This window comes from Staphylococcus piscifermentans (assembly GCF_900186985.1).
Classification (GTDB): domain Bacteria; phylum Bacillota; class Bacilli; order Staphylococcales; family Staphylococcaceae; genus Staphylococcus; species Staphylococcus piscifermentans.
The window spans coordinates 1,545,385-1,563,049 of the sequence record NZ_LT906447.1; the positions used below are offsets into that span (position 1 = coordinate 1,545,385).

Consider the following 17,665-nt stretch of genomic DNA (forward strand, 5'->3'; position numbering starts at 1 on the left):
AAAGAGGATATATAAATGAGTAACAAAGTACTGCTAGTAGATGGAATGGCGTTATTATTTCGCCATTTCTATGCTACGAGTATCCATCATCAATATATGAGAAATAGAGAAGGCGTACCTACAAACGGAGTTCAAGGCTTTATCAGACATATTTTTTCTGCTATAGAGGATATCCAACCTACACATATTGCTGTTTGTTGGGATATGGGACAGCAAACTTTTAGAAATGAAGTTTTTACAGCTTATAAACAACATCGTCCAGCACCTCCTGAAGAGCTCAGACCGCAGTTTGATTTAGTCAAAGAAATGTCAGAAGCACTTGGTTTCATTAATGTAGGGGTACAAAATTATGAAGCAGATGATGTAATCGGAACTTTAAGTCGCCATTTATCTAAAGAAAACGAAATCTACATTGTGACTGGTGATAAGGATATTCTGCAATGTATTAATCCAAATGTTCAAGTGTGGCTGACTAAAAAAGGATTCAATATTTATAACCAATACGATTTAGAACGTTATCAACAAGAATATAATTTGAATCCGCTTCAACTGATTGATATTAAAGCTTTCATGGGGGACAGCGCAGACGGCTACCCTGGTGTGAAAGGAATCGGTGAAAAAACTGCGCTTAAATTGATTCAACAATACCAATCGGTTGAAAATGTAATTCAACATATTGAAGATTTAACGCCTGCACAACAAAAGAAAATTATCAGTCATATGGATGATCTCAAACTATCCAAGCAACTTGCTGAAATACACACCGAAGTACCATTGGATATTGAATCTTTATTTAATCAAATGCAATATCAAGTCGATTATATCAACGCAATACAAGTATGTGATGAACACGATTTGAAAGTTTCAAGTAAATATATTAATAGAGAATTTATGCCATTCTAAAGCAAAAACAGGATTGAACAAAAGGGAAACCCCATTTTGTTCAATCCTGTTTATTTTAGTTGTTGATATAAAGCTTGTTGGGCATGGTGATTTGCTTCTTTGTTCTGAGCACGAGGTATCCAATTAATCAAACATAAATCAAAATCTTTCATTGATTTAGCGGCTTCAAATAAATAAGTTTTAAATTTTTCATTTTTTGTAAAGCCTTTTTCTAAAGTATCTGCAACCAGTTTTGAATCAGTCGCAACTAAAGCTGTTTCTACATGCCGTGCTTTTGCACATTCAAGTGCGTAGATAAAGGCTTCCCACTCAGCAGAATGATTATCTGTTGAAGGAATGTCTTTCGTATAGATTTGATGTTCAGATTCCTCTGCAATCACAACCGCAACTGAAGCAGGCCCTGGATTGCCTTTAACAGCTGCGTCAAAATATATTTTAGCCATCTCAGTTTCACCTCAATGTCTTACTACATTTTTGTTTACCCGAATATTAATAACCTTCATCTTTCACTTGAATTTTACCTTTTCTATACATCGATTTGGCAAGATAACCAAAAGGCACGTTGAAGATGGTAGCCACAAGCTTTAAGACGTAAGTAGTAATAAATATTTCAAAGACCGCATTTCCTGGCAATAAACCTATAAAGGCAATGCAGACAAATAGAGCAGTATCAATAATAGAACTTAAAATAGTACTGCCATATGCCCTCACAATAAATGTGCGATCTGACTTAAAAACTTTCTTAATAGCATTAAAAATAAAGACATCAATATGCTGTCCAATAATATAAGCGATAATAGAACCTAGTGCAATTCTCGGCACAATATTAAAGATTGTACTGAGTGCCTTTTGAGACATGTCTTCCGGAGCAGGGATGAAATGCAGTGACAACTGCATTAAGATAATCATAATCAATGAAGATGAAAAGCCCATCCAAACTGCGCGTTTTGCTACTTTTCTGCCATAAATATCATTTAAAATATCAGTTGCTAAATAGATTGAAGCAAACATGACATTTCCTAAAGTGGCGGATATAGTAAAGATATCTACCGTTTTGATAACTTGAATGTTAGCAATGATAGTCCCCATTGCTACCCATGCAATTAAGCCTTGCTTTCCAAATAATCTAAACATCGTTACCATTAATGTAAAGGTAACTAGGAATGCAATAATTCCCATTATTTCATTATAAAACATGTTATTTCCTCCTAAATTTTGATAAGGCGGGTGTTTAGAAACCGCAAACTCAACTTATATATTCTAATGAATTTGCATTATAAATGCAATGTCTTTTTAATTAAAGATATTTTGATTAGATGAACTCATAGCACACACATGATATAATAAGCGTAAAATTAATCGTCTTAAAGCGAGTAACGTAAACGCATTAATTAATAAAGGAGTGACGATTATTTTTACTAAATCTGAAAAGCAAGCCCTTGATTCTATTGATGAACTATTGAATACTTATTGCAAAAATTGTGAACTTAAATTATATAATCGTAAAGAAAATGGTAAAACCTATGCCCATCATTTTTGCATAGAAGAGTGTTCAGTGGGTAAACAAATCAAGCAGTTTGGAAACGAATTACAATAAATGGAGGGAATCTCGATGGAAATCGTTCGTATAGAACCGACACCTAGTCCTAATACTATGAAAGTAGTGTTAAATAAACAAAGAGAGGACAATCAATCCTCCACTTATACATCTGTTAAAGAAGGACAACCAGACTTTATTAATCACTTATTAGAATTAGAAGGCGTAAAATCAATCTTCTATGTTATTGATTTCCTAGCAATAGATAAGACACCTAAAGCGGATTGGGAAGAAGTATTGCCAAAGATTACACATGTACTAAATGAGGATGCGGGAATGGATCAAAGTGATGAACCCGTTCCAGATGAACATTATGGTGAAATCAAAGCCGAAGTACTCAAATTCAAAGGTATTCCATATCAAATTAAATTATCTACCACAGAAAATGAGAAACGTAAACAACTGCCAGCTCAATTTGTGGATACTATGTTAGATGCACAAAAAGACGATGATAATGTGGTATTTATGCGTAAGTGGGAAGATTTAGGCAAACGTTATGGCGAAATGGATGAAGTCATGAAAGAAGTAGAAGAAGAAATTATTGCGCTTTATCCACCTGAAAAATTAGACGATATGCTTAAAGAAGCACTGAATACAGATATTGTGGTACCTACTACTCAGTATCAACACGTTTCACTCGAAGAATTTAATCAAGCTGATGACTGGAAAGCGCAATTAAGAATGTTAAAATCTTTCCCTACACCTACTAAAGAGGATTATCCTCTTATAGAAGCTGCCTTAAATCATCCTAAGGTACCAATTCGACGTGAAGCTGTAGTACTGGCTAGTATGGTAGAAGATAAATCAGTATTGCCATATCTTTATCAAGGGTTGCACGATAAAAACCCAGGTGTCAGACGTACTGCTGGAGACGGCTTAAGTGATTTAGGCTATAAAGAAGCGCTCCCAGAAATGGAAAAAGCACTAGGAGATCCGCAAAAAATAGTACGTTGGCGCGCAGCAATGTTTATTTTTGATGAAGGAGGACCAGATCAACTACCAGCATTAAAAGCGCATGAAGATGATAATGCTTATGAAGTGAAATTACAAATTCAGATGGCGATTTCACGTATTGAAAATGGTGATGAAGCATTAGGTTCAGTCTGGAAGCAAATTGCGAACCGCAATAAATAATTTTCAGAAACCATCTGCATTACAAAACTACAAAATTCATGTAAAATAAATTATAATAATTACAAGGAGTGTTCTGCATGAATGCATATGAAGCATATATGAAAGAGTTGGCTCAAGGTATGAGAAGCGAGTTGACTCAAAACGATTTCACAAGTTTGGAATCTGAAGACGCAGTAAATGATTATATGAACAATATCGGTCAAGATGAAACAACTTTTGTTGTGATCAACTCTACATGTGGTTGTGCTGCCGGATTAGCGCGTCCAGCAGCTGTGGCCGTTGCTGAGCAAAATGATAAAAAACCTGATCATAAAGTGACTGTGTTTGCCGGTCAAGATAAAGAAGCTACACAAGCGATGAGAGAATATATTCAACAAGTTCCTTCCAGCCCTTCATACGCTTTATTCAAAGGTACTGAACTTAAACATTTTATGCCGCGTGAATATATTGAAGGCAGAGATATACAAGATATCTGCATGGATATTAAAGATATGTTTGACGAAAATTGCTAAGATATCGTTTTTAACTATGTAAAGTTTGGGGACAAAGATGGAAGGCTCACACTACATCATTTGTCCCTTTTTTTCATAAATATATACATATAAGAGGAGGCGCTTGCTATGAACCCATTTGACAAAGCTTACCACGATTTATGTGAAGAAATCCTGGAAATCGGCAATCAACGTGATGATCGAACACATACAGGTACTATTTCTAAATTCGGCCATCAATTAAGATTCGATTTATCTAAAGGATTTCCATTACTCACAACTAAAAAAGTTTCATTTAAATTATTAGCTACAGAATTAATTTGGTTTATTAAAGGCGATACTAATATTAAATACTTGTTGCAATACAATAATAATATTTGGAATGAATGGGCCTTTGAAAAATATATTCAATCTGAAGACTATACAGGACCTGACATGACGAATTTCGGACATCGCGCTTTAGAAGATCCAGAATTCAACGCACGTTATCAAGAAGAAATGAAAAAATTTAAAGAAAATATTTTAAACGATGATGCATTTGCTGAAAAATATGGCGATTTAGGAAATGTTTACGGCAAACAATGGCGTGATTGGGTAGGAGCAGATGGACAACATTATGACCAACTAGCTACAGTCATCGAACAGATTAAGAAATATCCGACTTCTCGCCGGCATATTGTATCTGCTTGGAATCCATCTGAAATTGATAATATGGCCTTGCCACCGTGCCATACGATGTTCCAATTTTATGTTCAAGACGGCAAATTAAGCTGTCAGCTTTATCAAAGAAGTGCAGACATATTTCTAGGAGTCCCATTCAACATTGCAAGTTACAGCTTGCTTACTCATCTTGTTGCAAAGGAATGCGGCTTGGAGGTAGGAGAATTTGTGCATACTTTCGGCGATGCACACATCTATTCTAATCATATCGATGCAATTCAAACACAACTTGCAAGAGATAGCTTCAATCCGCCGACACTTAAAATAAACACGGATAAATCTATATTCGATATACAATATGAAGATTTAGAAATTGTTGATTATCAATCACATCCAGGTATTAAAGCTCCAATTGCAGTTTAAATCATTCAATTCAACTTATAGATAAACGAAAGGGGATATTTCAATGACGCTATCCATCTTGGTTGCCCATGATCAAAACAGGATTATCGGCAAAGACAACCAACTGCCATGGCATTTGCCTAATGATTTAAAGCATGTAAAAAAATTATCTACCGGTAATACCCTTGTTATGGGACGTAATACTTACGAGTCAATCGGACGACCGCTTCCTAATCGTCGCAATGTAGTATTGACCCGTAATACTGCTTTTCATCCTGAAGGCGTGGATGTCATCCATGATTTTGATGAAATTTATGATTTGCCCGGCCACGTGTTTATTTTTGGAGGTCAATCTTTATTTGAAGAATTCATAGACAAAGTTGATGATATGTACATCACAGTGATAGAAGATAAGTATCAAGGAGATACTTTTTTCCCACCTTATACTTTCGAAGACTGGGAAGTCGAATCAGCAGTCAAAGGGGAATTAGATGAGAAGAACACGATTCCTCATACTTTTCTACATTTAGTACGCAAGAAGCAATAGGAGGGTTTCAAATGCACAAGAAAATTGTTACAGATTCCACATCAGACTTACCGCAAGAGTTTTTGAAGGAACACAACATTCATGTAGTTCCACTCAATTTAACGATCGATGGTGAATCTTATATTGATCAAATCGAAGTTTCATCTGAAGAAGTGATTCATCTTATCGAGGATGACGCAGATATTAAAACAAGTCAGCCTCCTATTGGTAAATTTATTGAAATGTATGATGAATTAGGAAAGGATGGCTCTGAAATTATAAGTATCCATATGACTTCCGGTTTGAGTGGGACTTATCAAACTGCATATCAAGCAAGCCAAATGACAAATTCCAAGGTAACCGTTATTGATTCTAAATCTATATCTTATGGACTAGGGTTCCAACTTGAACATATCGTTGAATGGGTTAATGAAGGCTTATCTACTGAAGAAATAGTAGAAAAAGTTCAACATCTGCAAAGCAATATTAAGGTGTATGTGGTAATCGGTCAATTGACACAATTAATTAAAGGCGGCCGTATCGGCAAAGCAAAAGGTATGATTGGTAATATCATGCGCTTAAAACCAACAGGTACTTTGGAAGATGGTCGTATTAATTTAATGTCTAACCCCCGCACACAAAAAGCAAGTCTGCAATTTATTAAGAAAGATTTAGTTAACTTCTTAGAAAATCATTCGGTTAAAAAAATCGGTATCGCTCACGCTAATGCTTTGGACTTTGTCGAAAAAGCAAAACAACAATTTGTAAATGATGAATATTCTACGGATTACGAATTAAGTTTTACAACTCCTGTAATTTCAACACATACAGGCCAAGGAGCTATTGGGCTCACTTTCTTACGTTCATAAGAGAATACACGCGAACAGAAAGCAAACTAATAGAAAAATCTAAATAATCGTGGTAACTTAAGGAATAACTAGATACTGAATGGAGGTAATACTTTGGCATATGCAACCTTAGCAGGCGGCTGTTTCTGGTGTATGGTAAAACCATTCACTTCATATCCTGGTATTGAAAGTGTGGTTTCAGGATATAGTGGTGGCCATGTAGAAAATCCAACTTATGAAGAAGTTTGCTCAAATACGACGGGTCACGTAGAAGCAGTTCAAATCGAATATGATCCAGAAGTCACTTCATTTGAAAATATCTTGGACGTTTATTTTAAAACTTTTGACCCGACAGATGATAAAGGTCAATTTTTTGACCGCGGGGAAAGTTATCAGCCCGTTATTTTCTATCACAATGAAGAACAAAAGAAAGCAGCTTTAGCTAAAATTCAAGAATTGAATGAGCAAATGATCTTTAATAAACCAGTTATTACTCCAGTAAAACCTTACAAAAATTTCTATCCTGCTGAATCCTATCATCAGGATTACTACAAGAAAAATCCAATGCATTATGAGCAATACCAAAAAGGCTCTGGACGAAAAGACTTTATAGAAAACCATTGGGGGAATCAAGATGCTTAAAAAGAACAAAGATGAATTAAATGATCTTGAATATCTTGTAACTCAAGAAAACGGTACTGAACCACCATTTCAAAATGAATACTGGAATCATTTTGAAAAAGGTATTTATGTCGACAAACTTTCTGGCAAACCGTTGTTCACTTCCGAAGAAAAATTCGAATCAGATTGCGGGTGGCCAAGCTTTTCCAAAGCGTTGAGTGATGACGAAGTGGTTGAACTCGTTGATAAATCTTTCGGTATGGTAAGAACTGAAGTACGTTCTGAAGACAGCAACAGTCATTTAGGCCACGTATTTAATGACGGCCCTGCAGAAAGCGGCGGTTTGAGATATTGTATTAATTCTGCGGCGGTTCAATTTATTCCTTATGATAAATTAGAAGAACTTGGGTACGGCGACTTAATCCCGCACTTCAAGGATCAAGGGGGGAAATAATTATGTTCAAAAAATTATTCGGCAAAGAAGATAAAGTAGATAAAAATATTGAAATATATGCACCGATTACAGGTGAATTTGTAGATATTGAAGATATTCCAGACCCGGTATTCGCTCAAAAAATGATGGGTGAAGGCTTCGGTATCAAACCTACAGAAGGTGTAGTTGTTTCACCGATTGACGGTAAAGTAGATAATGTCTTTCCAACAAGCCATGCATTAGGTTTGAAAGCTGATAACGGTCTAGAATTGCTCGTTCATATCGGTTTAGATACTGTGCAATTGAATGGTGAAGGCTTTAAAGTGTTAGTTGAAAGTGGCGACTCTGTAAGCGTAGGCGATCCATTAGTTGAGTTTGATTTAGACTATATCGATCAAAATGCTAAATCAACAATTTCACCAATTATTATTACTAACACTGACCAAACTGACAACATTGACATTCACAAAACAGAGCAATTAAAAAGAAATGAAACTAAAGTCATTGATGTGACGATGTCATAATGAAAGATTATTCATTTTACCAATTTGCGCTCACTGTACGAGGACGTCCTGATGAAAAAGGAAAATTAGCAGAACAAATATTTGATGATTTATCATTTCCGAAACATGAATCAGATTTTCATGTGCTCTCAGACTATATTGAAACTGAAGCTTCAATCAGCGAACCTATGTCAGTGTTTGATGATTTATATGATGAATACAGAGAATGGTTAAAATTTTAATTAGTTATGAGGGCTGGGACATTAACTTGTCCTAGTCCTTATTTTTTTCGTTGTAAAGGTAATAATTCTTGATGATTACCATGTATTTGGTAAAATTAATTATCGTTTCATTTACGCTCAATGAAGCGACGTACTATCTATTTTGATCAGAAAGGAGCCTTAATATTGGATCAAAATCAGAATAAAGAACCAACACAAAAACAAGATGACATACATAAATCTCCGAAAACATTTAATATTAAACGTTGGAAATTTATAACGTTATTAATAGCTGTTATTTTAGTAACTATCCTATTAACCGTGTTATCAACTATAGCAATTACGCACAAAATGAGTGGCTTAGATAATGACCAAAGGAAGTCTTTTAAAAAAGTACAAGCAGCTTATGCTACTTTGGCAAATGATTATTACAAACAACAAAATCCCGACAAATTATCTGAAGCAGCCATCAATGGTATGGTGAAAGAATTAAAGGATCCTTATTCTCAATACATGACAAAAGATGAAACAAAATCCTTTAACGAAGATGTTTCTGGCGATTTTGTAGGAATCGGGGCAGAAATGCAACAGCGCAATCATCAAATCAGTGTGACAAGTCCTATGAAAGGTTCTCCAGCTGAAAAAGCCGGTCTCAAACCTAAAGATGTAGTGAAAGAAGTAGATGGTAAATCAGTAAAAGGCAAATCGTTGACAGATGTAGTCAAAATGGTTCGCGGAAAAGAAGGTACAACCGTCACTTTAACGATTGAACGCGCACATCAAACACATACATTGAAAATTAAACGAGATAAAATTCATGTTAAAAGTGTTGAATATAAAAAAGAAGGCAATGTCGGAGTATTTACTATTAACAAATTCCAAGAAAATACGGCTGCAGAATTAAAAACAAGTATTAAAAAGGCACATGATGAAGGTGTTAATAAAATTGTACTTGATTTAAGAAATAACCCTGGCGGCCTTTTAAATGAAGCCGTAAAAATGGCTAACATCTTTATCGATAAAGATAAATCTGTCGTTAAATTACAAAAGGGCAAAGATACTGAAGTAATTCGTGCACCTAGTGATTCGTTAAAAGAAGCTAAAAACATGCAAGTATCTATTTTAGTAAACGAAGGTTCTGCCAGTGCATCCGAAGTCTTCACAGGTGCTATGAAAGATTATGGTAAAGCCAAAGTATATGGTGAGAAAACATTTGGTAAAGGCATTGTTCAAACAACCAAAGAATATAAAGATGGTTCATTGCTTAAATATACTGAAATGAAATGGCTCACTCCAAAAGGCCATTATATTCATGGCAAAGGCATTCAACCTGATGTGAAAATAGATGCACCTCGATATCAATCATTAAGTATGATTCCTGAGGATAAGGTCTTCAAAGATGGTGATCATAGCAAAGATATTAAATCTATAAAAATTGGTTTAAAAGCATTAGGTTATAATATCAATAATGAAGATGAAACATTTGATAGCGCATTACAAGCCGCTGTTGAATCATTCCAAAAAGATAATCAACTTGACGTTAATGGTAAATTTGATAAAGAAACTAATCGTAAGTTCACGGAAAAATTAATTGATAAATCTAGTAAAGATGATGAAGTTCTTAAATCTTTATTGAAAAAATTAAAATAAAGGGGTTAACATATGATACGAGTAGCGACACATAAAGATTTAGATGCAATTTCATCTTTAACTGAAGATGCCAAAAAAATTATGCAGAAAGACAACAATCCGCAATGGGATGAAGATTATCCATTAATAGAGCATTTTGAAGAAGATATTAATCACGAATCATTATTTGTACTTGAAGAAAACGCACAAATTTATGGTTATATAGTTATCGACCAAAATCAGTCAAAGTGGTATGATGAACTAGAATGGCCAGTTGACAGAAAAGGCGGCTATGTTATTCATAGATTAGCTGGTTCTCCAGAATATAAAGGAGCAGCCACTGCTCTATTTGATTTCGCTGTCAAACGCGCTTTAGAGCATGATGTTCATGTATTGCTCACAGATACCTACGCAGTGAATCATCGAGCACAAAATCTATTTGAAAAATTCGGCTTTACAAAAGTAGGCGAAGCTGATTTAGACTATCATCCTTTCGATAAGGAAGAAGCTTTTTATGCATATTATAGAATTTTAGAAGAATAGAGGTATAAAAAATGACGAAGATTGCATTTACTGGCGGTGGAACAGTTGGGCATGTTTCAGTCAATTTAAGTTTAATTCCGATTGCTCAAGAAAGAGGATTTGAGGCTTTCTACATCGGTTCTAAAAATGGAATCGAAAAAGAAATGATCGAATCGCAACTACCAGGAATCAACTACTTTCCTATTTCAAGCGGGAAATTACGCAGATATCTTTCTGTTGAAAATATCAAAGACATCTTCAAAGTGTTAAAAGGTATCTTTGATGCAAGAAAAATATTAAAACGACAACAACCAGATCTTCTTTTCTCAAAAGGCGGATTTGTATCTGTACCTGTAGTGATTGCAGCGCGTTCATTAAATATACCAGTTGTTATTCATGAATCAGATATTACACCTGGCTTGGCTAATAAAATTTCATTGAAATTCGCTAAAAAGATTTATACAACATTTGAAGATACATTGAAATATTTACCTAAAGACAAGGCAGACTTTGTCGGTGCTACTGTACGCGACGACTTAAAGCAAGGTAATCGCGACAAAGGTTTTCAATTAACTGGGTTTAAAGACGGCAAAAAAGTGTTATTAGTAATGGGTGGCAGCTTAGGAAGTAAGAAAATCAACGAATTGATTCGTACTAACCTGGATTCATTGTTAGAAGAATATCAAATTATCCATTTAACAGGGAAAGGATTACAAGATGATTCAATTAATCGCGAAGGCTATAAACAATTCGAATTTGTGACTGACGAACTGACTGATTTATTAGCAATTACTGATACAGTTGTGAGCAGAGCTGGTGCAAATGCGATTTATGAATTCTTGACTTTAAATATTCCGATGTTATTAATTCCTCTTGGTTTAGACCAATCTCGCGGGGATCAAATAGATAATGCAAAGAATTTCCAAAACAAAGGTTATGCGCAAACACTTCCTGAAGATCAAGCAGACCCTAAACGATTCAAAGAAGCATTACAAACTATTGAAAGTAATAGAAATGAAATCATAAAGCAGATGGCAAGTTATCATCAATTATTTACTAAAGAAGACTTGTTAGATAAAATTCTGAAAGATACTAATCAAAAGGAAACGAGGGACAGCTAATTGAGCCGAATTAAAAGAATTTCATTAATTTTGGTATTTACACTTATCTTCAGTGTTATAGCTGCTTTCCATCAAAGCAGATTAGGCAACTGGATTGATACCGAAGTCTATGATTTAATCTACGCATCACACAGTGTTATTACAACAAGCATATTTATGGGCGCTACATGGGTAGGAGAAGTATTCTCAATGATTTGCCTCTCTCTATGTGTGGTCAGTTATTTGTTATTACGTAAAATGAAGATTGATGCGTTATTCTTTGCAATTGTGATGGCGGTATCAAGTATTTCTAATCCAATTATGAAAAATACATTTGACCGTGAACGTCCGTCAAAGTTACGTTTAGTAGAAATCGGCGGCTATAGCTTCCCAAGCGGTCATGCAATGGGCTCTACTTCATTTTTCGGAAGTATTATTTACATTGCTTCTCGCTATCTGCACGGTACACCGAGAGTGATGATGACTTCGTTCTGTATTTTCATGATTGCGATGATTTGTATGTCTCGTATTTATCTAGGCGTACATTATCCGACTGATATTATCGGCGGTATTACAGCTGGAATTATTTGTATTCTAACAGTATCTGTATTTTTCAAAGGAAAATTAAAGCCCGTTCGTTTTTAAAAATTGATAAATAATAGAAGACAGGATAGATTCTCATTTAAGTTTCTATCCTGTCTTTCTTTACATAGAAAAACCGATTCTACTTTTCTAGCAGAATCGGTAAGTATGTCACGTTATGTATATTCCATAACGTCAGTATTTACGGGCATATATAAAAGGGGATATGAAAATGACCAATACAATAAGAACGAAAATGTGGGGGGATGTCTCATTTGGTATTGATAATCATTTTCAATTACTATTATACATGAGTGAGAATGATTGTCAATTAGAAACGCAAATTTTTTCATTTTTTTTGAAAAAGGAATTTTGAAAGTAGGTGCAGACACTATCAGTTCCTACTTTTCATGTTTAAATTACCGGTTATAATTTTTTATGATAAAATTATTTCGAGGTGCTGACCATGACAAAAATTTTAATAGTGGAAGATGAAAAAAATCTTGCACGTTTTATTGAACTTGAATTGTTACATGAAAATTATGAAGTAGATATTGAAAATGATGGAGCAGTTGGTCTTGATACTGCGCTATCTAAAGATTACGATTTATACCTATTAGATTTGATGCTTCCTAATATGGATGGATTAGAGATTTGTAAAAAAATACGCGAAATAAAATCAACACCGATTATCATTATTACTGCGAAAGGTGATACTTATGATAAAGTGGCTGGTTTAGATTATGGAGCAGATGACTATATTGTTAAACCTTTTGACATCGAAGAGCTGCTCGCACGCATTAGAGCTACATTACGCAGACAACCAACTAAGAATACTCTGACTATTAAAGGCATCACTATTGATAAAGATGCGTTTCGTGTCACAATAGAAGGTCAAGAGTTGGAGCTTACTAAAACCGAGTATGATTTATTGCAATTACTGACTGAGAATTTAAATCATGTACTGCAACGTGAACAAATATTAAATCACGTGTGGGGCTATGATAGTGAAGTAGAAACAAATGTCGTCGATGTTTACATTCGCTATTTGCGCAACAAATTAAAACCTTTTAATAAAGAGAAAGTAATCGAAACTGTGCGCGGTGTAGGATATGTGATAAGACAATGAAACAGCGTAAATTAAAAACACAATGGATGCTTGTAACGACGAGTATTACTTTCCTCATCGTATTTATTTTCAGTTTAGTGATCATTTATTTCTTAAGTATTACTCTACGTGATAATGAAATTAATGATGCAGAAAAGAGTGCTGATAATGTAGCAACACTATTAGGAACTAAGTCACTAGAAAATGTGACACCGCTAGATTTGAATGCCTCATTAGGGAACTTTCAAAAAGTTGTTTTATTCGATGAAGATCGCGACAAAATTACAGAGACTTCTACTATGGGGGACTATCTTAATGATACAAAGCCAATAAGACCTTCGAAATATCACAGTGTCTCTGTTGTAAAATTAAAAGATGCTAATTTTTTAATTGTTTCTCATCCTATCAACACTGATAAATTCCAAGGCTATTCCGTAATTATCCATTCTCTAGCGAGTTATGACAGTGTTATGCATTCGCTAGTCATATTGTCTGTACTGTTCGGAGTAATTGCAATTATCGTGACCTCGACCATCAGTTATATCTTTTCAGCCCAAATCGCGAAACCTATCGTTATTATGGCTAATAAAATGCGGAAGATCAGAAGAGATGGTTTCCAAGAAAAATTAGAACTGCCAACGAATTATGAAGAAACCAATGACTTAATTGATACCTTTAATGATATGATGTTGCAAATCGAAGAACTCTTCGACCAGCAGACGCAATTTGTGGAAGATGCATCGCACGAGCTTCGCACGCCCTTACAGATTATTCAAGGTCATTTGAATTTAATTAAAAGATGGGGTAAAAAAGATCCTGAAATCTTGGAAGAATCTTTAAATATTACTATTGAAGAAATGAATAGAATAACTAAATTAGTTGAAGAATTATTGCTATTAACAAAAGAGTCGACCTACAAAGATGCTAAAGATGTCGAGCCGGTAAAAGTAAATAACGAAATCGAGTCACGCTTAAAATCGCTCAAACAACTACATCCTGATTATAGCTTTACATTCAAACCGTCTAACAAACCGATTGTTTTAGAAATCAATCGTTACCAATTAGAACAAGTGCTCTTGATTTTTCTTGATAACGCTATAAAATATGATTCGCGTGAAAAGAAAATCGATATCGCCACTACCTTAAAAAACCGTCAAGCTACAATTGAAATTACAGATCATGGGCCTGGAATCCCTAAAGAAGAATTAGATTTTATCTTTGATCGATTTTACAGAGTAGATAAATCTCGTTCTAGACAACAAGGTGGAAATGGGTTAGGACTGTCTATTGCAAGTAAAATTGTAAGTTTATATAATGGTACTATTCAAGTTAAAAGTGAGCTGAATTCTTATACAACTTTCAGTATTACTTTCAATATTTAAAAAAGTAGTATCTTATTACGTTTAAAATAATTATACTCCATTCGTTTATTTTGTAATGTTAGTTTATATATGTTTACAAAGAGCCGTCATTACGGCTCTTTTTCTATGTGTCAATTGCCTATTCTCTCTTTAATTTGTGAAGATTTAATGATATTATTTATTTGTAAGCGTTTCAATATATTGTGGAGGGAGTAATATGACGAAAGATAAACAGGTAAGTGAAGCACCTGTAAATTTCGGAGCTAACTTAGGGGTTATCATAGATTTATATGATCAATATCTACAAGATCCAACTTCAGTCTCTGAAGATTTACAAATTTTATTTAGTACAATTAATAATGACAACAGAGAGGTAGCAGCGAGTCCTGCATCAGGTTCTGGAGACAGCACAATTAAACAAGTAATGCGTTTAGTTGATAACATCAGACAATACGGTCATTTGCAGGCAGATATTTATCCAGTTAACCGTCCAGAACGTAAACACGTTCCAAAGTTAACAATTGAAGATTTTAATCTTTCTAAAGATGATTTAGAAAAAATTTCTCCAGGAATAGTATCAGATCATTTTTCTGATATTTATGACAATGCGTATGAAGCAATTAAACGTATGGAGAAACGTTACAAAGGACCAATTGCTTTTGAATACACACATATCAATAACAATACTGAGCGTACATGGCTCAAACGACGTATTGAAACGCCATATAAAGCAAATTTAAACAAAAATCAAAAAATTAATTTATTTAAAACATTAGCACATGTCGAAGGCTTTGAAAAATACCTTCATAAAAACTTCGTAGGGGCTAAACGATTCTCAATTGAAGGTGTAGACACACTTGTGCCAATGTTGCAAGAGACTTTGAGACGTGCTGGTGAAGAAGAAATCAAAAATATTCAAATTGGGATGGCTCACCGTGGCCGTTTAAATGTGTTAACTCACGTTTTGGAAAAACCATATGAAATGATGATTTCAGAATTCATGCACACTGATCCAATGAAATTCTTGCCTGAAGATGGCAGCCTTGAATTGACTTCTGGTAATGCATGGACAAGCGATGTTAAATACCATTTAGGTGGTATCAAAACTACAGACACTTATGGTACAACGCAACGTATTTCACTTGCGAATAACCCGAGTCATTTAGAAATTGTAGCGCCTGTTGTTTTAGGTAAAACACGTTCTGTTCAAGATGACACACATGAAGGCGGCAAAGTACAAACTGATTTCACTAAATCAATGCCGATCTTAATTCATGGTGACGCTGCTTACCCAGGTCAAGGTATCAACTTTGAAGCTATGAACTTAGGCAACTTAGATGGTTATTCAACAGGTGGTTCATTACACATCATTACTAATAACCGCATTGGTTTTACTACTGAAGCTAGAGATGGACGTTCTACGACATACTCTACAGACGTAGCTAAAGGTTATGACATTCCGATAATGCATGTAAATGCTGATAATGTCGAGGCAACTATCGAAGCAATTGATATTGCTATGGATTTCCGCAAAGAATTCCATAAAGATGTAGTCATCGATTTAGTGGGGTATCGTCGTTATGGTCATAATGAAATGGATGAACCGTCAATTACTAACCCTATTCCATATCATGCAATTCGCAAACATCCTACAGTAGATACTATCTATGGTGAACAACTCGTAGATGAAGGTGTAATTTCAAAAGAAGAAATGGATCAGACTCTAGACGATGTTCAAAAAGAATTGCGTCAATCGCATGACAAAATTGATAAAAACGATAAAACAACTACTAAAGATATGTCTAAACCTGAAAGTCTTGAAGCACCCCTTCAACCTGATAAAGACAATGTATCTTATGAAGATTTGAAATCTATCAACGATGCATTATTATCTTATCCAACTGGCTTTGAGGTATTGAAGAAACTCAATAAAGTATTAGAAAAACGTAGAGAACCTTTTGAAAAAGAAGACGGCTTAGTAGATTGGGCACAAGCTGAACAATTAGCATTTGCGACAATCATGCAAAATGGTACGCCAATTCGTTTAACAGGACAAGATAGTGAACGTGGTACTTTCAGTCACAGACATGCAGTATTGCATAACCCAGACAATGGAGACGAATATGTGCCTTTACAACATGTTCCGAACCAAAAAGCTTCATTTGATGTTCACAACTCACCATTATCTGAAGCAGCAGTAGTAGGTTTTGAATACGGTTATAATGTAGAAAACAAGGGTACTATGAATATTTGGGAAGCCCAATACGGCGACTTCGCAAATATGGCACAAATGATGTTCGATAACTTTATTTTCAGCAGTTACTCAAAATGGGGCGAACGTTCAGGCTTAACATTATTCTTACCTCATTCATATGAAGGCCAAGGACCTGAACACTCATCTGCAAGACTAGAACGTTTCTTGCAACTTTCAGCTGAAAACAACTCAACAGTTGTCAACTTATCAAGCTCTGCCAATTACTACCACTTGTTACGTGCACAAGCAGCAAGCTTAGATACGGATGCAATGCGTCCGTTAGTAGTGATGTCACCTAAAAGTTTATTGAGAAATAAAACGGTAGCAGACACAATTGATAAATTTACAGAAGGACATTTCCAACCAATCCTTCCAGAAGCACATGATGAGAAGAAAGTTAAAAAACTTATCTTAGCATCAGGCAAAATGTTTATCGATTTGAAAGAACGTTTGCAAAAAGAACCGGATGAATCTATCTTACTTGTAGCAGTAGAAAGATTATATCCATTCCCAGTTGAAGAAATCCGCGAAGTAATTAATCAATTGCCAAACCTTGAAACAATTGCATGGGTTCAAGAAGAACCTCAAAACCAAGGTGCTTGGTCATTTGTATATCCTTACTTAAGCGACTTAGCAAGCGATCAATACGAATTACAATACAGTGGTCGTATTAAACGTTCTGCTCCAGCTGAAGGTGACGGCGAAAATCATAAACTTGTTCAAAATTCTATTATTGAAGAGAGTCTTAATAAAAAATAGGGGGAAATAGT

Annotated in this window: 20 protein-coding genes and 1 pseudogene; 19 read left to right on the plus strand and 2 right to left on the minus strand. The window is 34.9% G+C overall.

All coding sequences use genetic code 11. The annotated features are described in order from the left end of the window. Positions 1–15: 15 nt before the first annotated feature. Positions 16–903 carry a 5'-3' exonuclease gene (locus CKV71_RS07250; RefSeq protein ID WP_095105257.1) on the plus strand — a complete coding sequence of 296 codons (888 nt, stop codon included), beginning with the start codon at positions 16–18 and terminating at the stop codon, positions 901–903. Positions 904–953: 50 nt separating this feature from the next. Here CKV71_RS07250 and CKV71_RS07255 read toward each other — a convergent pair whose 3' ends face one another. Both CKV71_RS07255 and CKV71_RS07260 read right to left on the minus strand, forming a co-directional pair. Beyond that, on the minus strand, positions 954–1,346 hold the full coding sequence (locus CKV71_RS07255) for a ribonuclease HI family protein (RefSeq protein ID WP_095105259.1): 393 nt from the start codon (positions 1,344–1,346) through the stop codon (positions 954–956). Between the two features lie 46 nt (positions 1,347–1,392). Continuing rightward, positions 1,393–2,100 (minus strand): queuosine precursor transporter, encoded by a 708-nt coding sequence (locus CKV71_RS07260; protein WP_095105262.1) that lies wholly within the window; start codon positions 2,098–2,100, stop codon positions 1,393–1,395. 205 nt (positions 2,101–2,305) lie between these two features. Between CKV71_RS07260 and CKV71_RS07265 the strand changes: the two genes are divergently transcribed. The 18 genes and pseudogenes from CKV71_RS07265 (at position 2,306) to CKV71_RS07345 (ending at position 17,654) form a co-directional block, all read left to right on the plus strand. Beyond that, positions 2,306–2,500 (plus strand): zinc-finger domain-containing protein, encoded by a 195-nt coding sequence (locus tag CKV71_RS07265; RefSeq protein WP_095105265.1) that lies wholly within the window; start codon positions 2,306–2,308, stop codon positions 2,498–2,500. 15 nt (positions 2,501–2,515) lie between these two features. Next, positions 2,516–3,634, plus strand: coding sequence for a conserved virulence factor C family protein (locus CKV71_RS07270; protein ID WP_095105269.1), 1,119 nt, complete (start codon positions 2,516–2,518; stop codon positions 3,632–3,634). A gap of 77 nt (positions 3,635–3,711) precedes the next feature. Beyond that, a complete protein-coding gene (gene brxA / locus CKV71_RS07275) occupies positions 3,712–4,146 on the plus strand; it encodes a bacilliredoxin BrxA (RefSeq protein ID WP_095105273.1) in 435 nt (144 codons plus the stop codon). 108 nt (positions 4,147–4,254) lie between these two features. Next, entirely contained in the window at positions 4,255–5,208 is a 954-nt protein-coding gene (locus CKV71_RS07280) for a thymidylate synthase (RefSeq protein ID WP_095105278.1), read from the plus strand. A 43-nt stretch (positions 5,209–5,251) separates the two neighbouring features. Then, positions 5,252–5,734, plus strand: a complete 483-nt coding sequence (locus CKV71_RS07285; RefSeq protein ID WP_095105285.1) for a dihydrofolate reductase — start codon at positions 5,252–5,254, stop codon at positions 5,732–5,734. Between the two features lie 11 nt (positions 5,735–5,745). After that, complete coding sequence (locus CKV71_RS07290; protein ID WP_095105287.1) at positions 5,746–6,582, plus strand: DegV family protein; 837 nt, start codon at positions 5,746–5,748, stop codon at positions 6,580–6,582. Positions 6,583–6,675: 93 nt separating this feature from the next. Further along, positions 6,676–7,203 carry a peptide-methionine (S)-S-oxide reductase MsrA gene (gene msrA, locus CKV71_RS07295; protein WP_095105291.1) on the plus strand — a complete coding sequence of 176 codons (528 nt, stop codon included), beginning with the start codon at positions 6,676–6,678 and terminating at the stop codon, positions 7,201–7,203. Then, on the plus strand, positions 7,196–7,636 hold the full coding sequence (gene msrB / locus CKV71_RS07300; RefSeq protein ID WP_095105294.1) for a peptide-methionine (R)-S-oxide reductase MsrB: 441 nt from the start codon (positions 7,196–7,198) through the stop codon (positions 7,634–7,636). Before msrA ends, msrB begins: the two co-directional genes overlap by 8 nt. Before the next feature lie 2 nt (positions 7,637–7,638). Then, positions 7,639–8,139, plus strand: coding sequence for a PTS sugar transporter subunit IIA (locus CKV71_RS07305; protein ID WP_095105299.1), 501 nt, complete (start codon positions 7,639–7,641; stop codon positions 8,137–8,139). Beyond that, positions 8,139–8,360: a YozE family protein gene (locus CKV71_RS07310; protein ID WP_095105302.1), complete on the plus strand. Its 222-nt coding sequence runs from the start codon at positions 8,139–8,141 to the stop codon at positions 8,358–8,360. Before CKV71_RS07305 ends, CKV71_RS07310 begins: the two co-directional genes overlap by 1 nt. A 120-nt stretch (positions 8,361–8,480) precedes the next feature. Then, positions 8,481–9,989 carry a S41 family peptidase gene (locus tag CKV71_RS07315; protein WP_095105304.1) on the plus strand — a complete coding sequence of 503 codons (1,509 nt, stop codon included), beginning with the start codon at positions 8,481–8,483 and terminating at the stop codon, positions 9,987–9,989. A gap of 12 nt (positions 9,990–10,001) precedes the next feature. Beyond that, positions 10,002–10,511, plus strand: coding sequence for a GNAT family N-acetyltransferase (locus tag CKV71_RS07320; RefSeq protein ID WP_095105309.1), 510 nt, complete (start codon positions 10,002–10,004; stop codon positions 10,509–10,511). 11 nt (positions 10,512–10,522) lie between these two features. Then, positions 10,523–11,611, plus strand: a complete 1,089-nt coding sequence (locus CKV71_RS07325; protein ID WP_095105314.1) for an undecaprenyldiphospho-muramoylpentapeptide beta-N-acetylglucosaminyltransferase — start codon at positions 10,523–10,525, stop codon at positions 11,609–11,611. Further along, entirely contained in the window at positions 11,612–12,235 is a 624-nt protein-coding gene (locus CKV71_RS07330; RefSeq protein ID WP_095105316.1) for a phosphatase PAP2 family protein, read from the plus strand. Positions 12,236–12,404: 169 nt separating this feature from the next. Further along, positions 12,405–12,536 (plus strand): annotated as a pseudogene (locus CKV71_RS12680) (hypothetical protein); the annotation flags it as partial. Positions 12,537–12,638: 102 nt separating this feature from the next. Next, positions 12,639–13,301, plus strand: coding sequence for a response regulator transcription factor (locus tag CKV71_RS07335; RefSeq protein WP_095105320.1), 663 nt, complete (start codon positions 12,639–12,641; stop codon positions 13,299–13,301). Next, on the plus strand, positions 13,298–14,662 hold the full coding sequence (locus tag CKV71_RS07340) for a HAMP domain-containing sensor histidine kinase (protein WP_095105321.1): 1,365 nt from the start codon (positions 13,298–13,300) through the stop codon (positions 14,660–14,662). The genes CKV71_RS07335 and CKV71_RS07340 overlap by 4 nt, the downstream gene beginning before the upstream one ends. A gap of 196 nt (positions 14,663–14,858) precedes the next feature. Beyond that, positions 14,859–17,654 (plus strand): 2-oxoglutarate dehydrogenase E1 component, encoded by a 2,796-nt coding sequence (locus CKV71_RS07345; protein ID WP_095105323.1) that lies wholly within the window; start codon positions 14,859–14,861, stop codon positions 17,652–17,654. The last annotated feature ends 11 nt before the right edge of the window (positions 17,655–17,665 follow it).

Excerpts from the sequence above, each read along its gene's own strand:
- CKV71_RS07280 (WP_095105278.1), top strand. The coding sequence starts at position 4,255 with ATGAACCCATTTGACAAAGCTTACCACGATTTATGTGAAGAAATCCTG.
- CKV71_RS07345 (WP_095105323.1), top strand. The coding sequence starts at position 14,859 with ATGACGAAAGATAAACAGGTAAGTGAAGCACCTGTAAATTTCGGAGCT.
- CKV71_RS07305 (WP_095105299.1), top strand. The coding sequence starts at position 7,639 with ATGTTCAAAAAATTATTCGGCAAAGAAGATAAAGTAGATAAAAATATT.
- CKV71_RS07340 (WP_095105321.1), top strand. The coding sequence starts at position 13,298 with ATGAAACAGCGTAAATTAAAAACACAATGGATGCTTGTAACGACGAGT.
- CKV71_RS07335 (WP_095105320.1), top strand. The coding sequence starts at position 12,639 with ATGACAAAAATTTTAATAGTGGAAGATGAAAAAAATCTTGCACGTTTT.
- brxA (WP_095105273.1), top strand. The coding sequence starts at position 3,712 with ATGAATGCATATGAAGCATATATGAAAGAGTTGGCTCAAGGTATGAGA.
- CKV71_RS07325 (WP_095105314.1), top strand. The coding sequence starts at position 10,523 with ATGACGAAGATTGCATTTACTGGCGGTGGAACAGTTGGGCATGTTTCA.
- CKV71_RS07255 (WP_095105259.1), bottom strand. The coding sequence starts at position 1,346 with ATGGCTAAAATATATTTTGACGCAGCTGTTAAAGGCAATCCAGGGCCT.
- CKV71_RS07310 (WP_095105302.1), top strand. The coding sequence starts at position 8,139 with ATGAAAGATTATTCATTTTACCAATTTGCGCTCACTGTACGAGGACGT.
- msrB (WP_095105294.1), top strand. The coding sequence starts at position 7,196 with ATGCTTAAAAAGAACAAAGATGAATTAAATGATCTTGAATATCTTGTA.
- CKV71_RS07250 (WP_095105257.1), top strand. The coding sequence starts at position 16 with ATGAGTAACAAAGTACTGCTAGTAGATGGAATGGCGTTATTATTTCGC.
- CKV71_RS07320 (WP_095105309.1), top strand. The coding sequence starts at position 10,002 with ATGATACGAGTAGCGACACATAAAGATTTAGATGCAATTTCATCTTTA.
- CKV71_RS07290 (WP_095105287.1), top strand. The coding sequence starts at position 5,746 with ATGCACAAGAAAATTGTTACAGATTCCACATCAGACTTACCGCAAGAG.
- CKV71_RS07285 (WP_095105285.1), top strand. The coding sequence starts at position 5,252 with ATGACGCTATCCATCTTGGTTGCCCATGATCAAAACAGGATTATCGGC.
- CKV71_RS07315 (WP_095105304.1), top strand. The coding sequence starts at position 8,481 with ATGAAGCGACGTACTATCTATTTTGATCAGAAAGGAGCCTTAATATTG.
- CKV71_RS07270 (WP_095105269.1), top strand. The coding sequence starts at position 2,516 with ATGGAAATCGTTCGTATAGAACCGACACCTAGTCCTAATACTATGAAA.
- CKV71_RS07260 (WP_095105262.1), bottom strand. The coding sequence starts at position 2,100 with ATGTTTTATAATGAAATAATGGGAATTATTGCATTCCTAGTTACCTTT.